The organism is Corynebacterium sp. A21 (genome assembly GCF_052266655.1).
Classification (GTDB): domain Bacteria; phylum Actinomycetota; class Actinomycetes; order Mycobacteriales; family Mycobacteriaceae; genus Corynebacterium.
This window is the reverse complement of the sequence record NZ_JBQPQY010000004.1, coordinates 254710-269548: the sequence shown is the minus strand read 5'-3', so window position 1 is coordinate 269548 and position 14839 is coordinate 254710. Positions and strand designations below refer to the sequence as shown.

Below are 14839 nucleotides of genomic sequence, written 5' to 3'. Positions count from 1 at the left end.
GTGGAAAACGTGATGTGGTTCACTGTACGGGCCAAGACAACCACTCATCGGTAAATTTGCTCGGGATCATTCGAAAGATTCCAGCAATTGGGGAGGGGCAACCACCCACCATGCATTCCCCTACATCCCCCCCGACCGGAGCGAAAGTCAGGCTCAGTGAACACTGCGGCACCCAAGTTCCCACCCCCTATGGAGCGACAACCGCATTCCAACAAACCTCCCGGGACCACGAATGCGAGGCCATCCCTCACCGCCACCACCCCAGGCCGCGCTCCCCGCAACTCCCAATTCTCCGAATAAACGACTGGCCACATTCCGATCATCGGTGAGGGCAGCGTTGACAAATCCCGACCCTTCCGAAACGATCCGCTACCATCCCGGCACCTCAAGCCCTTCACCATTTGGAGGAAAGATGACCACCACCACTCTGCGCGAGAAAATCGACCAGCGCCCCATGAAAGCCAGCCAATGGATAATCATCGCTGTTGCAGTGCTTCTCATGATGACTGAAGGCTATGACGTCCAAGCCATGGCGTTCACCTCAAACGCCGTCACCGAGGACCTCGGCCTCACCGGCTCCCAACTCGGCTTACTGTTGAGCGCCGGCCTGATCGGCATGGCCATCGGCACCGCCGGCGTCGGGCCCTTCGCCGACCGCTACGGCCGACGCCCCGTTCTACTGGTCTCCATCGCCGTGAACCTGCTGGGGCTTTTCCTCACCGCCACGGCTGGCTCCATGGGAGAGATCCTCTCCTGGCGACTCCTCACCGGCCTCGGCATCGGTGGCATCATGACCTCCGGTATCGTTCTCGTCTCTGAATACGCCAACGCGAAATACCGGCCCCTGGCGCTGAGCGTCTACTCCGCAGGCTTCCCCATCGGCGCTACCTTCGGAGGCCTCGCCGCAGTCCCGGTAATCGAGAACTTCGGCTGGCAAGGCGTGTTCTACCTGGGCGGATTCATCACTCTGGCGATTCTTGCCACAGTGGCGGTATTCATTCCAGAATCTATCGACCATCTTGCGGCACGTCATCGGGCCGGCAGCGAGAAAGCTCAGGGCCATGCCCTAAAAATCGCCCAACGACTGGACATCGACGGCCCGGTCGAGCTCGGCACTGCTGCGACAAAGAGCACGCCACGCAGCGGCTACGGAGCCCTGCTCTCCCGCGAGAACATCCGCGGCACAGTACTGCTCTGGGTCATGTACTTCCTGGTCATGTCTTCCTTCTACTTTGCCAGCTCCTGGACTCCCCGCCTGCTGGTCGAGATCGGACTCACCGCAGAGCAGGGCATCTGGGGTGGCCTGGTGATCATGGCCGGCGGCCTGGTCGGAAATATCCTCTACGGTTTCTGTGCCGCCCGCTGGGATCCCCGCAAGGTGATGACAGCCTTCGCCCTTATCAGTGCCACCCTGATGGTCATCTTCGCCACCACCACCTCCACCTTGGTGCTAGCACTCGGAATTGGCCTGCTACTCGGCGTATTCATCAATGGCTGCATGGCTGCCCTGTACACCATCGCCCCAATGTCCTACACCTCTGACCTGCGCTCCACCGGCGTCGGCATGGCAATGGGAATCGGTCGGGTCGGATCCATCCTCGCCCCCATTCTGGTCGGTGGCCTGCTGGACATCGGCTGGGCCCCCATCGCCATGTACGTGATGTTCGCCGTCGTACTGGTCGTCGTCTCCGGTATCGCTCCCGCCCTGCCACGCCGCCAAGGTGTCAAAGAAAAACTCGCCCAGAAAACAGAGTTGAACTCTTCAACGGAAACTGTCGCACTGCAGAAGACCCCCTCATTGGCCACTGACTAAAAACCTGAAACTCTCCATTGGTGGCCCGAGCTCAAGCTCGGGCCACTTTTTGTTATTCCCGGCCGGAATTCCGGGGGCAGCCACAATCTCTCCGAAACAACCGCCGACTCCCGAATGATGATGCCACGGTCAAGGACGCAGCTTCTCCGGCAGAATCCTTCGGACACCCGGCAGGAAATTCATCCTGCCGGGTACTGCATCAGACGAGCCTGGGCAACGCTTATCGATGCCCACTTGCCCTTTCCCGCCACTACCCTCGCTGTCCGCGGCTAAGGTCAGGCGCATCTGATCAGGCTGCAGCGAAGGGAACGCCCATCCCCACCTCACAGAACCCCGATGTCCCCCGACTGGACAGCGACCTTCAATCCCACCCGGCTTCCCAGGCCGGGGATGGCAAAGGAGCCCACGCCAACACCTTGGCCCGAGGCTTCGCCTTCTGGGTCGACAAAATTCTGCTCGGCCTAATCCTCCTGCCACTCACCGGGACATTCCCGATGAATGAGCACCTGCACAATGAGCTGCTCACCACGGCAGCTTTCGGGGTGTACCGGGTGCTCTGCGAATTCTGCTGGGGCCGCAGCCCCGGCAAGGCCCTCATGAGTCTCCGGGTGTACTACTCCGATGCGCACGGGCAGGAACGCAGCGGCTGGAACCGCCTTCTTTTTGTTCTTCTGCGCAACAGTTGGCTCCTGGCCGCTGGCATCGTGTGGTTCTGGTCCTCGGAGGCAGAAGTCGGGGGAATTGCGTTCCTTCTTTTCCTGAGCATGTTCTTCACCCGTGATCGGGCCACTCTCATGGATATTTTGGCCAAGGCACGGGTGTGCGACACCAAGATCTCAAACACCAGGCGCAACGCGTTTTAGTCCCGCTTTAACCCTCTCTCGTCCTGCTACCCTCGCTCCCAACCAGCATTCATCTCAACGCTGAAGGGAACAGAAAGATCAGCAGGAATATCTCAGCACACCAGCCGGCCCGGAACATCCGGGGCCGGGACTTCCCGGTGAGGGGTGGAAGGTCGGCGGCTCCCGCTCCTCGGTGGCAGCGGGGCGGCACCCCGGTTTCCGGGAACCCGGAGCCCAGGTTTGTGCTCGAGCCCGCCCGGTTCCTGCACCGCGGCTACGCCTTCGGTTTAGATGCTCTGCTGCTGAGCCTTCTCTTCGCCCTCACCACCCTGGCGACTCCGCTGGAGCCCCTGGAAGATAACTTCATCTACCTCTTCCTTCTCGGCAGCTACCGGGTGGTCCTCGAGTTTTTCCTGGGCAGCACCATCGGCAAGGCTATGCTGCGCCTCCGGGTGTACTACTTCGACCGGCAAAAGCAACCACATAGGGCCGGAAAGAAGCTGGTCCTGGCGCTTCTCCGCAATTCTTGGCTACTCGTTATGGGGCTTTCCTGGTTCTGGTCCCCTGACTCAAATTTCCGCAGCCTTCTTGTCATTCTCGCGGTGGTCGTAGCCTTCCTCAGCTATCGTCTCCGGGTGGTCGCACGCAATCTCAATGCCGAGGTGCTCCATATCAAGCCCCTGAGCATCTGGGAAGACCTGGACTAGCATCCGGGGGCTGGGCATTTCCGGAAAGCCGGCGGCGGAAATCAGCGGTTTTCCACGGGCAACTCACTACACCCACTGGAACATTAGTTCGACGTAGTGACGTATCCTCAAACTCGATTAGTTACGAGTGTGAAGGAAGTGATGTCTGTGGTCATGGGCCCCACCCATGCGATGAGTGGCGCCGCCGTCGGACTGGCGGTCGCGCAACTCCTGCCCGAGCACTGGGGCGGGGTAAATACCGTGCAGGAGGCTTTCCTCTATGCCGGACTCACCGCAGGTGCCGCACTACTGCCGGACCTCGATTCGCCTTCCGCCACGGTCTCGCGCTCCTTTGGCCCCTTCACCCAGATGCTCTCCCATTCAGTGGAGAACACCGCCCAGGGATTCGTTAACCTGACCAGGGCGAAGAAGGATCCCAAATGCAATAATGGCCACCGGACGCTGACGCATACGATCTGGTTTGCCCTGGGCGCCGGCGCCGGTGCCACCGCACTGATCGGCGCCTTCGGGAAACCCGCAGTGATCGGCCTACTGTTCGTCTTCCTCGGCCTGGGCATCCGCGGTCTCTTCCCGGAATGGTCCAAGAAAACCGACTGGCTGCTGGTCACCGCGATCGCGGCGGCGCTGGCCTACGGTGCCTGGCACTTCATGCCGGACAGTTCTTTCGGGCTGGTGATGGGGTCTGCGATCACCGTCGGCTGCCTGGCCCATATGCTCGGCGACCTGGCCACCAAGCAGGGAATCCCGGTCTTCGCCCCGGTCCTGCAATTCGGCCGGAAGCGCTGGTGGAAGCTGAAACTCCCGGGATTCCTGAGCATCACCGCCAGCGGCCCCGGCGACAAGGTGCTACTGACCCTGTTCACCGCCTCAGTCCTGGTGCAGACCTACCTCGTGGCCACCGGAAACTACTCCACCCTGATGATGGCACTGCTCAACAAGTAACACGACTGTGCCAATAGAACACCGCTTATCGACGCCGCGATCCCCGCCCGGATCGCGGCGTTCGGCGTTTGCCGCAGACTCGGGACGAAGAGGCCACCTCGGAAAGATCTCCGAGGTGGCCACATCTCAGCGGTGACACACCCGTATCAGACGCTCGCTGCGAGCACCTCCGGACGCAGGTCCAGGCGTCGGAGGAGCTGGGCATTCAGTGCCACGATCACCGTGGACAGCGACATGAGGATCGCGCCGACCGACATCGGCATGACGAACCCGATTGAGGCGAGCACACCCGCTGCCAACGGCACCGAGATCAGGTTGTAGCCCGCCGCCCACCAGAGGTTCTGCACCATCTTGCGGTAGGCCGCGCCCGAAAGTTCCACCACCGAGAGAACTGCCCGGGGATCATCGGCAGCCAGCACCACACCGGCAGAGGCGATCGCCACATCGGTTCCGGCGCCAATCGCAATGCCCACATCAGCCTGCGCCAGCGCCGGGGCATCGTTGACACCGTCACCGACCATGGCCACCTTCTTGCCACGCTCCTGCAGCTGACGCACCTTCGAGGCCTTATCCTCAGGGCGAACCCCGGCGAAGTGATCATCAATCCCCAGATCCCGGGCCACGGAGGCCGCGACTGCCTCAGCATCACCGGTGATCATCACGACCTCGATCCCGCGCCGGTGCAGGGCCGCCACTGCACTCCGGGATTCGGGGCGTACCTCATCGTCCAGGCGCAGGGCACCGGCGACGCGGCCGTCGACAAGCACATGGAGGATGATCGCACCGTGTTCACGCCACTGATCCGCGATCGGCAGCTCCTCTGCCTCCTCCTGCGCAAGCAGGTGGGGCCCGCCGACCTGGATCACACGGTCGTCGACAAGCGCACGAACTCCAACAGCGGGGGCAGAGGAGAAGTCACGTGAACGGGGAATCTCCAGCTCGCGGCGGCGGGCGGCATCCACAATCGCCCGGGCCAGCGGATGTTCGGAGTCAGATTCGGCGGCTGCGGCCAAGGCCAGCAGTTCTTCTTCGGGAAGCTCCACCGACTCGATGCCGTCCACTGTGGGCATGCCCTTGGTCAGGGTGCCGGTCTTATCGAAAATGACGGTGTCCACGGTACGCATCGCCTCCAGGGCCAGGCGATCCTTGATCAGGACACCGGCCTTCGCGGCCCGCTCCGTCGAGGTGGAGACCACCAGCGGAATCGCCAGTCCCAGAGCGTGCGGACAGGCGATGACCAGCACCGTGATCACCCGGGCGACCGCCTGCTCCGGCGAACCGATCAGCGACCAGACGAGCGCAGTGAGTACACCGGCCCCCAGGGCGTACCAGAACAGCCAGCCAGAAGCCCGGTCGGCGATGCGCTGCGCCCGGGAGGTTGAGTTCTGCGCCTGATCAACCAGCTTGCGGATGCCCGCCAGCGCGGTATCCTCACCCATCGCAGTGATCCTGACCCGCACGCCGGAATCGGTGGACACTGTTCCAGCGACCACATGATCACCCTCGGCACGCCGGACGGTGCGGGATTCACCGGTGATCATGGATTCATCCATGCTGGCCGAACCCTCCACCACTTCCCCGTCCGCGGGCAAACTGCCACCGGGCCGGACGATCACGATGTCACCGACCTGCAGTTGATCCGGAGAAAGCTTCTCGACGCCGCCGTCCGCGGCAACGCGCTCCGCCTCATCCGGGAGCAGCGCAGCCAAGGAATCCAGGGCCGAACTGGTCTGCGCCAGCGAGCGCATCTCTACCCAGTGGCCCAGCAGCATGATCACCACCAGCAGCGCCAGCTCCCACCAGAACTCCAGCTCGGCACTGATGATCCCCAGCGTGGCGGCCAAAGAGGCGAAGTAGGCGACGCTGATACCGAGCGCAATCAGCAGCATCATGCCCGGTTGCCGCTGCTTAACCTCACTCCAACCACCACTCAGGAAGGGCCGACCACCCCAGAAGTACATGAGGGTGCCCAGCACCGGCGAGATCCAACGTGCCAGGCCGGAGACCTCATAGCCGAGGAGATGGCCGAACATCGGTGAGAAGGCCACGGTCGGGATGCCGAGGATGAGCATGATCCAGAACAGGCGGCGGAACATGGCGACATGATCGCCATGGCCGGCATGATCATGCCCTCCCGGAGGCTCGCTGTGCACGTCCCCCGCAGGGTGCATTTCCCCAGCCGTCTGTGTTACTTGTGCGGCCTGAACGCCGTGTTCATGATGGTGGTGTTCCTGGCCGTGATGTTCCTGCCCCTGATGTTGATGCTCAGCAGGGTCATGATTGTGCGATCGCGTCATAGTTCCCTTTCCTTCTCAAGTGACGTTTCCTTCGAAGCTGCCAAATGGGCCCTCGCGATGATGCTGGGAGATCAGAAAACTGCTGCGCGCTGAACAATCCGAACAGTTCTGCTGCCTGACTTTTCTGGCACCCACTCCCCCTCTCACCATACCCCTTAGGGGTATTGACTCAAGGGCTAAATCTGACTGCCGGGCACAATCCCGGAAAGTCACTCAGACATCAGGTCCAGAACCTTGTTTATCCGTGCGTCCTGGCACCTCACCCCACACACCCCTGACCTACAGTGGAGCCACTGACCGAACTAAAAGGCGAGGACCGCACATGACTCTCTACGATGACACTCTCGAACTACTCCAGACCATGGTGCGCAACGCCTGCGTCAACGATCTGACCGCCGATTCCGGCGAGGAGTACCGCAACGCGCTCACCCTCGAGGAATTCTTCGCCGGCACCGAGAACATCGAGGTCCAGAGCTTCGAACCGCACCCCGGCCGGGTCTCGGTCGCTTTCACCGTCCGCGGCACCGATGCGACCGCCGAGCCGCTGACCCTGCTCGGCCATACCGATGTCGTCCCCGTGGACCTCGACCGCTGGACCACAGATCCGCACGGGGCAGAGATTATCGACGGCCGCGTCTACGGCCGCGGCACCATGGACATGCTGTTCATCACCGCAACCATGGCCGCGGTGACCCGCGAGGTCGCCCGCAACGGCCGCCCCAAAGGCACGCTGACCTTTGTCGGTCTGGCCGATGAGGAAGCCCGCGGTGGCCTCGGGGCGAAGTGGATCTCCGAGAACAAGCCTGAAGCCTTCAGCTGGCGCAACTGCCTCTCGGAGACCGGTGGCTCCCACCTGCCCATCACCGATGGTTCTGATGCCCTCGTGGTCGTCGTCGGGGAAAAGGGTGCCGCCCAGCGCCGCCTGCACGTCACCGGCGATGCCGGCCACGCCTCCACCCCCTTCGGCCGGGAGTCCGCGGTGGTCAAGATTGCCGAAGTCGCCCGTCGCATCGCCGAGATCAAACCCCCGGTCAGTTCCGATGAACTCTGGCAGGGCTATGTCAAGGCCTTCCGTTTCGATGAGGCCACCGAAACCGCCCTGCTTGAGGGCACTGACCCGGCCGCCTATGAGAAGTTCGGCCGCCTGGCCGCCTACTCAGATGCCATGAGCCATCTGACCATCGCCGAGACCGTACTGCGTGCCGGCGGCGCCATCAATGTGCTGCCTTCAAAAGCCCACCTGGAGATGGACATCCGCCCCCTGCCCGGCACCACCGATGATGATGTGGATGCCATCCTCTTGGACGGCCTGGGTGACCTGGCCGATCAGGTCCGCATTGAGCGGCTGATCTCGGAACCGGCCACCGTCTCGCGTACCGACGGCCCCCTCTACGAGGCCATCGTGGATACCTTCGGCGAATTCTTCCCCGAGGTCCCCGTGGTACCGACGATCTCCGCCGGTGGCTCCGACCTGCGTTTCGCCCGGCACCTGGGCGGCGTGGGCTACGGCTTCGCGTTGCACTCCCGGGAGCGCACCCTGGCTGATGTTTTCGCCCAGCTGCACACCCACGATGAGCACCTCGACCTCGAGGACCTGGACCTGACGGTCAAGGCGTATCAGTCACTGGTGGCCACGTTCGTGGGGGCGTAACGGAACTGGGGTGAGGGGTCCCGTCGGGGTCTATTTTTGTCATGGGCCCACCATCCGCATCTTCCCCGGATGCTGCTGGATCTGCACCCCGGTGATGTGTCCTTCCTGTAATTCCAGGACGACCCACCGCACCATATCCGGGGAAACGGCCTTGAGCACCGCCCCGCCGACCGCCGATTCAACTGAGATCTCCGGCATCCCGTGCTTCACGATGATCCCGGTGAGGAAGCGGGAAACCTTGTCCGCCCCATAGATCGGGCGACGCGCAGCAGTGCTGAGACCGCCACTGTCGGTCCAGAGCACGCATCCATCGGAGAGTAGCTCGGTGAGCACGGCAAGATTCCCCTCCCTCAAAGCTGAGGTCAGTGCCTTTAATTCTGCGGCACTCGCAGCCGCGCCTGCGGCCCCTTCGCTCTCCGCCAGCGCTTTCCTCGCCCGTGAGGCCTTTTGGCGGCAGGCAGCCGGGGTATGGCCGACAACTCGGGATATCTCCTTGAAGCTCAGGGCGAAAACCTCTGCAAGCACCAGAATTACCCGGTCCACCGGCGAGAGGTTCTGATACAGCCGTACCAGGGCCAGATCCACTGATTCTTGTAGTTCCACCTGTGCGGCCGGGGCGGGGAAGCCGGATTCCAGGGCAGCCTCCCGGCGAAACACCGCAATCTCCGGCAACCAGGGACCCACGTAATCGGTTCGACTTCGTGCCGCAGCGGTGGCCATATCGAGGGCGATCCGGGAGGTGACCACGCTGAGCCAGGCGCGGGCGTCGTCCAGCGGGTCTGGCTCAGCGCGCCACCGCAACCAGGCCTCAGAGGCGGCATCCTCCGCATCGGCCCAGGTGCCGAGGATGTTGTAGGCGATGGCCAGCAACCGTGGCCGCTCGGAAACCCAGAGATCTGTCATCGGTTGGTCATTTCTGACAGAGCACTCCGATCCGGTTCCACATGTTGATGGTGGCGATCGCGCCGATCAGGTCCCCGGTGAACTTCTCACCGAACTCCGAGATCACGCGTTCCTGTAATTCAACCTCGAATCCCTCGATGAGTCGAGTGCCGGCGGTGGTGAACTCGAGAATGAGGTTCTCACGTCCATCAAATTCCCCCCGAGAAGTGGGCCACTGCGCAATGGCATCCACCCAGGCTTGGCTGAAGTCCAGCTTCAGGGCCTCCTTCGAATGCATGTTGATGCAGAAGTGGCAGTTGTTTTCGAAGGAAGCCCGCAGTTTGACCAGCAGCTTCTCCTTCTTCGGCAACCCTGCTCCCGCCAGCTCGAGGGCCCCGGCGGCGGCATAAAGTCGTTTGTGGGTCTTCAGCAGATTCAGCTCGGTCATGATCTCGCTCCTGCTAGGTAGGACAGTCGGCGGTTTCTCCGCCGGCTGGTACCCATGGGACGATTCAACCCCTGAATCTGTGACAAACCCCAGGTCAACGAGGCTTTATACCTTGACCACCATTTTGCCGATATTTCCGCCCTGCAACATATCGATGAAAGCCTGCGGGGCATGTTCCAGCCCCTCGACCACGGTCTCGTCATAGACGAGCTCGGCCGCCGTGAACCAAGCTTTCAGCGCCTCCTGTCCCGTTGCCGCCACCGCCGGATGATCACCGACGATGAAGCCCTGGAGCTTGAGCTTCTTCTTCACGATCTGCCCCAGGTTGTCCGGTCCAGGCTGCGGGGACTCGTCGTTGTATCCGCTGATCGCCCCACAGACAGCGACTCGGCCATGTGGTTTCATCACATCCAGCGCAGCTTCCAGGTGATCACCGCCGACATTGTCAAAGTAAAGATCCACGCCCTCAGATGCCACATGGGAAAGCTGCTGTCGGATCGGGCCCTTCTTATAATTCACCACCGCATCAAAGCCATACTTCTCTTTGAGCAGCGCGGCCTTCTCATCACTGCCGACGGAACCGATCACCCGCGTTGCGCCGAGCATCCGGGCGATCTGCCCCACTGCGCTACCCACGGCACCGGCAGCCCCGGACACGAAGACCGTGTCACCGGCCTTGATCCCGCCGATCTCCGTCAATCCCACATAGGCGGTCATTCCCGGCATGCCGAGCAGGCCCAGGTAGAGCGAATGCGGAATGTTCGCGTTATCTTCCCGGACTTGGAAGTCCGCAGCTGGCCCCTGCGCAATGTCACGCCAGCCCTGTGCGCTGATCACCAGGGTGCCCACCGGAAGTTCCTCGGCACGAGATTCAATCACCGTGCCCACCGCCCCGCCGGACATGGTTTCCCCCAGCTCGAAGGGGGCGACATAGCTCTTGGCCCCCGACATCCGACCCCGCATATAGGGATCGACGGTGATGAATTCATTAAGGACCCGGACTTCGCCGAGACCGAGCTCGGGAAGTTCCACCTGCACGGTTCGGAAATTCTCCGGGGAGGGCAGGCCCGAAGGCCTGGTTGCCAATTCAATCTGATTGCTGATCTGAGTGGACATGTGAGAACGCCTCCAATTTTGTTGTTCTCGTGGTGTGGGTGCAACGAACGAGACGACCAGATAATTCCCGGCCCCCTCTTCCCGGACCCTAACCTCGCTTATCGACGTCGCGCCCGCCCCAGTGCTGCCCATCCTCCTGCTCCTCCCCCCTCCGGGGGAGGATCACCCCAATACCGTGGCACAACGATTTTCCCTGGTTTAGCTGGTCTATTTCACCTGTGCCAGACGCCAGTCCCTCCCGCAGCACCGGAAGAAACTTTCCTTGCGCTGCGAATTCACCCGTTTCATGCCACCATACGGTTTCCACGTTAAGAACTTTCCTTATCGAAAGGGTTCAGCACCATGACCTCCCCTTCCCGCCACCTGTCCAAGCGAGCACTCTGCTCGATGGCAGCCCTCGGCACCTCGGCCGCACTTCTCACCGCCTGCGCCGAGCCCTCCGAGTCCGAGGACGCTACCACCACCAGCGCCGCCGACTCCGTGGAAACCACCACCCTGACCGTCTACACCTCCGAGCCGGAGGGCAAGGTCGACGAGATCAACGCAGCCTTCATGGAGGCCAACCCCGATATCGAGGTTGAGGTCTACCGCGCTGGTACCGGCGACCTGAATGCCCGGATCGCCGCCGAGAAGGAGTCCGGCGACATTGAGGCGGACATCCTCTGGGCCGCCGACGCCCCGACCTTCGAGACCTATGCCGCCGAGGGCGACCTGGCCGAGCTGCAGGACGTCGACACCGCCGATATCCTCGCCGAGGCAGTGGATGAGGAGGGTTTCTACGTGGGAACCCGCATCATCCCGACCGTGGTCGCCTATAACTCCGAGGTGGTCGAGGAGGCTGACCTGCCGCAGTCCTGGGCAGATCTGACTGACCCGAAGTTCGCCGGCCAGCTGGTCATGCCGGATCCGGCAGTCTCCGGTGCCGCTGCCTTCAACGCCTCCGTGTGGAAGAACAACGAGGAGCTGGGTGAAGACTGGATCAACGCCCTCGGCGCCAATGAACCGATGATCGCCCAGTCCAATGGTCCGACCTCCCAGGAGATCGCCGGAGGCGGCCACCCGATCGGCATTGTCGTGGACTACCTGGTCCGTGACCTCGCCGCCGAGGGATCCCCGATCGATCTGCTCTACCCGAGCGACGGGGTCCCCTACATCACCGAGCCGGCAGGTGTCTTCGAGGCTTCCGAGAACAAGGAGGCGGCTGAGCGTTACCTCAACTTCCTGCTCTCCGAGGAGGGCCAGAAGATCGCCGTCGAGCAGAACTACCTGCCGGTGCGCGAGGACGTCGGAACTCCGGCCGGCGCCCCGGACCTCGGCGATATCGCTCTGATGACCCCGGACCTGCAGGTTGTCACCGAGGACAAGGACAACGCCGTCGAGGTCTTCCAGAACGCAATGAACTGACACATGCGTTTTATTTCTTCACTGGCCACACTCCGGATCGGGGTGTGGCTCATTGTCATTGGTCTGTTCCTGGCACCGTTGTCTCTGGTGATCGGGCTGGCGCTGGGTGCCAACCAGATTCCCGTCCTCCTGGATGAGGAACTGGGCACCGTGGTGTGGAACTCGGTCTACACCACCTCCCTCTCTGCGGTGGGTGCGGTGGTCATCGGCACGCTCATTGCGCTGCTGCTCGATCGCACTGATGCCCGTGGCACGGGTGTACTAAGACTTTTTCTGCTGTCCCCGCTGCTGATTCCCCCCTTTGTGGGTGCGATCGCCTGGCTGCAGCTCTTCGGTCCGAACCAGGGACTGAACCGTTTCTTCGGTACCGAAATCTGGAACGTCTACGGCGCGGACGGGGTGACGGTGCTGATGACCCTGCATTCCTATCCGATCGTCTACGTCATCGTCGCTGCCGCACTACGCTCGATTCCGGCCGATCTGGAACAAGCAGCCCGGGTGGCCGGCGCCAACACCTTCACGGTGCTGCGCACGGTCACACTGCCGCTGCTGCGTCCGGCTCTGCTCAGTTCCTTCACCCTGACCGCGGTGTCCAATCTCGCGGACTTTGGGATTCCCGCGCTGCTGGGGTCCCCGGCGCGCTTTGAGACCCTGGCGACGATGATCTACCGTTTCATGAACTCCGGTACGATCGCCAACCCGTTGCAGGTGACCTCGACCATCGGTGTTCTGCTGCTCTTCCTGGGCATCGCCGCTGTGGTGGCGGATCACCTGGTCTCGCTCTATGCCGGGTCCAAGCTCCAGCACACCGGAAATGCGCTGCGCTTCCGCCTCGGTGCGGCCCGACTGCCCATCACCATCATCGCCTGGCTGGCGGGCCTGGCCATCACCCTGCTCCCCATCATGGGCTTGGCCTATCGTGCGCTGCTCCCAGCTCCTGGGGTGCCTTTTACCTGGGAGAACATCAGTCTGGGTAACTTCCAGGATGCGCTGGGTAATCCACGCACCATCGATGGCCTGAGCAATTCGCTCTTCCTGGCACTCGGTGCCGCCCTGATCTGTGGGGTGCTCGGCTGGCTGGTAGGCCTGCTGGTCACCCGCACCCGCTCTTGGAGTAACACGCCGCTGACACTGGTGGTGTTGCTGCCCACCGCGCTGCCGGGTCTGATCATCGGTGTGGGCTGGCTGATCTTCGGTCGCTACACCGGCAGCTACAACACCATCTGGGTGATCCTCGGTGCCTATGTCTGTGCCTTCACCGCTATGGTGCTCCAGGCGGTGCGCGCACCACTGCGCCAGACCCCACTCGCGGTGGAGGAGGCCGCCCGGATCAGCGGTGCCGGCCGGGTGCGCTCCCTGCTCGACACCACTGGCGCGATGGCGATTCCCGCCGCGATCTCCGGTGCCGTGCTGGTGGCGGTGACCGCGGTGCGCGAGCTCACCGTCTCGGTGCTGCTGATCGCCCCGGGTACCACCACGCTCGGGGTGCAGGTGTTCAACCTGCAGCAGGCCGGTGACTATAACCAGGCTTCGGCGCTGTCCCTGATGTTTGCCGCGGTGGGCGTGCTCGCCCTGGGATTGACGGTGCGCGGGGTCGCGGCGCCGGTCCCGCGGGCGTCGAAAAGCACCCGGCGACACATCCGTACTACTGCAGGAAAGATGTAATTCATGTCTGCCATCACTATCTCCGATCTGAGCGTGACCTTTCCCGACGGCACCACCGGGATTTCCGCGGTGAACCTCGATGTCGCGGAGCAGGAATTCCTCGCACTGATCGGCCCTTCGGGTTCCGGCAAGACCACGCTGCTGCGGACCATCGCAGGTTTCCTGCAGCCCAGCTCCGGCACGCTGCAGATCCAGGGCCGGGACATCACTGCAGTACCACCGGAGAAGCGACACATCGGCATGGTTTTCCAGCAGCACGCGGTGTGGCCGCACATGTCCGTCGAAGCCAATGTCGCCTATCCGCTCAAGCAGGCACCCAAGCAGAGGAAGGTCGCCCGATCGGAACGGAATCAGCGGGTCAAGGAAGCCCTGGAGCTGGTCGGCCTCGGTGGGTACGAGTCCCGCAAGCCCGCCAGTCTCTCCGGTGGTCAGCAGCAGCGGGTGGCGCTGGCCCGCGCGATCGTCGCAGATCCGCAGGTGCTGCTGTTGGATGAGGCGCTGTCTGCGCTGGATGAACCGCTGCGTGACAGCCTGCGCCGCGAACTGGTCTCCCTGACCAAGCGGCGGGGGCTGACCACCGTGCATGTCACCCATGATCGCACCGAGGCCCTGTCCATCGCGGACCGCGTGGTGGTGCTCATGGAGGGCGAGATCCAACAGATCGCCGATCCCGCCGAGCTGATTGCCCGACCCGCCACCGCCAAGGTCGCCGCCTTCATCGCCGATGCCACCGTGCTGGAAGCCACGCTTAATGACGCCCGCCTCACCTGCCCCGCGCTGGGGCAGAGCTGGGCCCGGGAAGAGGTGGAGTTCATCGGTGCCGCAGCGGCAACCCCGGGAGTAGTACAACTGGCGGCACTTCCGGCGGCCGTCGAGATGTTCCCACCCAGCACCCCAGGCGCGGTGCCCGCCCGGATCACCTCGGTGCTCTTCGCCGGCGAACACTTCAGTCTGACCCTGGAAACCAGCTCCGGTCACCGCTTCCGGGCCAGTGTCTCCGGCCCACGCCCCGCCGTGGATGATGCGGTTTCGATTCGACTGAACAAACCCTTGGTCTACCAGAATTAGCCGG

The 14839-nt window shown here is 62.9% G+C and carries 13 protein-coding genes; 9 read left to right on the top strand and 4 right to left on the bottom strand.

Features of this window, described 5'->3' with window-relative positions; all coding sequences use genetic code 11:
• Window positions 1–412: 412 nt before the first annotated feature.
• The 4 genes from ACTU46_RS09320 (at window position 413) to ACTU46_RS09305 (ending at window position 4304) form a co-directional block, all read left to right on the top strand.
• Window positions 413–1813, top strand: coding sequence for an MFS transporter (locus tag ACTU46_RS09320; RefSeq protein ID WP_443381183.1), 1401 nt, complete (start codon window positions 413–415; stop codon window positions 1811–1813).
• A 416-nt stretch (window positions 1814–2229) separates the two neighbouring features.
• Window positions 2230–2676, top strand: coding sequence for an RDD family protein (locus ACTU46_RS09315; RefSeq protein WP_443381181.1), 447 nt, complete (start codon window positions 2230–2232; stop codon window positions 2674–2676).
• 221 nt (window positions 2677–2897) lie between these two features.
• Window positions 2898–3362, top strand: a complete 465-nt coding sequence (locus ACTU46_RS09310; RefSeq protein ID WP_443381179.1) for a hypothetical protein — start codon at window positions 2898–2900, stop codon at window positions 3360–3362.
• A 141-nt stretch (window positions 3363–3503) separates the two neighbouring features.
• Window positions 3504–4304 (top strand): metal-dependent hydrolase, encoded by an 801-nt coding sequence (locus tag ACTU46_RS09305; RefSeq protein WP_443381176.1) that lies wholly within the window; start codon window positions 3504–3506, stop codon window positions 4302–4304.
• A 146-nt stretch (window positions 4305–4450) separates the two neighbouring features.
• Here the strand turns inward: ACTU46_RS09305 and ACTU46_RS09300 are convergent, their stop codons facing one another.
• The gene (locus ACTU46_RS09300; protein WP_443381173.1) at window positions 4451–6400 is read right to left on the bottom strand and encodes a heavy metal translocating P-type ATPase; all 1950 of its coding nucleotides are present in this window, start codon (window positions 6398–6400) and stop codon (window positions 4451–4453) included.
• A 6-nt stretch (window positions 6401–6406) separates the two neighbouring features.
• Between ACTU46_RS09300 and ACTU46_RS09295 the strand changes: the two genes are divergently transcribed.
• Together ACTU46_RS09295 and ACTU46_RS09290 are read left to right on the top strand one after the other, a co-directional pair.
• A complete protein-coding gene (locus ACTU46_RS09295; protein ID WP_443381170.1) occupies window positions 6407–6694 on the top strand; it encodes a hypothetical protein in 288 nt (95 codons plus the stop codon).
• A gap of 229 nt (window positions 6695–6923) precedes the next feature.
• The gene (locus tag ACTU46_RS09290) at window positions 6924–8252 is read left to right on the top strand and encodes a M20/M25/M40 family metallo-hydrolase (RefSeq protein ID WP_443381167.1); all 1329 of its coding nucleotides are present in this window, start codon (window positions 6924–6926) and stop codon (window positions 8250–8252) included.
• A 39-nt stretch (window positions 8253–8291) separates the two neighbouring features.
• Here ACTU46_RS09290 and ACTU46_RS09285 read toward each other — a convergent pair whose 3' ends face one another.
• From ACTU46_RS09285 to ACTU46_RS09275, 3 genes are all read right to left on the bottom strand, one after another.
• Window positions 8292–9155 (bottom strand): sigma factor-like helix-turn-helix DNA-binding protein, encoded by an 864-nt coding sequence (locus tag ACTU46_RS09285; protein ID WP_443381165.1) that lies wholly within the window; start codon window positions 9153–9155, stop codon window positions 8292–8294.
• Window positions 9156–9162: 7 nt separating this feature from the next.
• Window positions 9163–9582: a carboxymuconolactone decarboxylase family protein gene (locus tag ACTU46_RS09280; protein WP_443381162.1), complete on the bottom strand. Its 420-nt coding sequence runs from the start codon at window positions 9580–9582 to the stop codon at window positions 9163–9165.
• A 105-nt stretch (window positions 9583–9687) separates the two neighbouring features.
• Window positions 9688–10698, bottom strand: a complete 1011-nt coding sequence (locus ACTU46_RS09275) for an NADP-dependent oxidoreductase (protein WP_443381159.1) — start codon at window positions 10696–10698, stop codon at window positions 9688–9690.
• A 342-nt stretch (window positions 10699–11040) separates the two neighbouring features.
• On the opposite strand from ACTU46_RS09275, the gene ACTU46_RS09270 reads away from it, so the two are divergent.
• From ACTU46_RS09270 to ACTU46_RS09260, 3 genes are read left to right on the top strand one after another with little or no spacing between them, the layout of a single operon-like run.
• Window positions 11041–12102, top strand: a complete 1062-nt coding sequence (locus ACTU46_RS09270) for an ABC transporter substrate-binding protein (protein WP_443381156.1) — start codon at window positions 11041–11043, stop codon at window positions 12100–12102.
• 3 nt (window positions 12103–12105) lie between these two features.
• Window positions 12106–13767 (top strand): ABC transporter permease, encoded by a 1662-nt coding sequence (locus ACTU46_RS09265; RefSeq protein WP_443381154.1) that lies wholly within the window; start codon window positions 12106–12108, stop codon window positions 13765–13767.
• 3 nt (window positions 13768–13770) lie between these two features.
• Window positions 13771–14835: an ABC transporter ATP-binding protein gene (locus tag ACTU46_RS09260; protein WP_443381152.1), complete on the top strand. Its 1065-nt coding sequence runs from the start codon at window positions 13771–13773 to the stop codon at window positions 14833–14835.
• The last annotated feature ends 4 nt before the right edge of the window (window positions 14836–14839 follow it).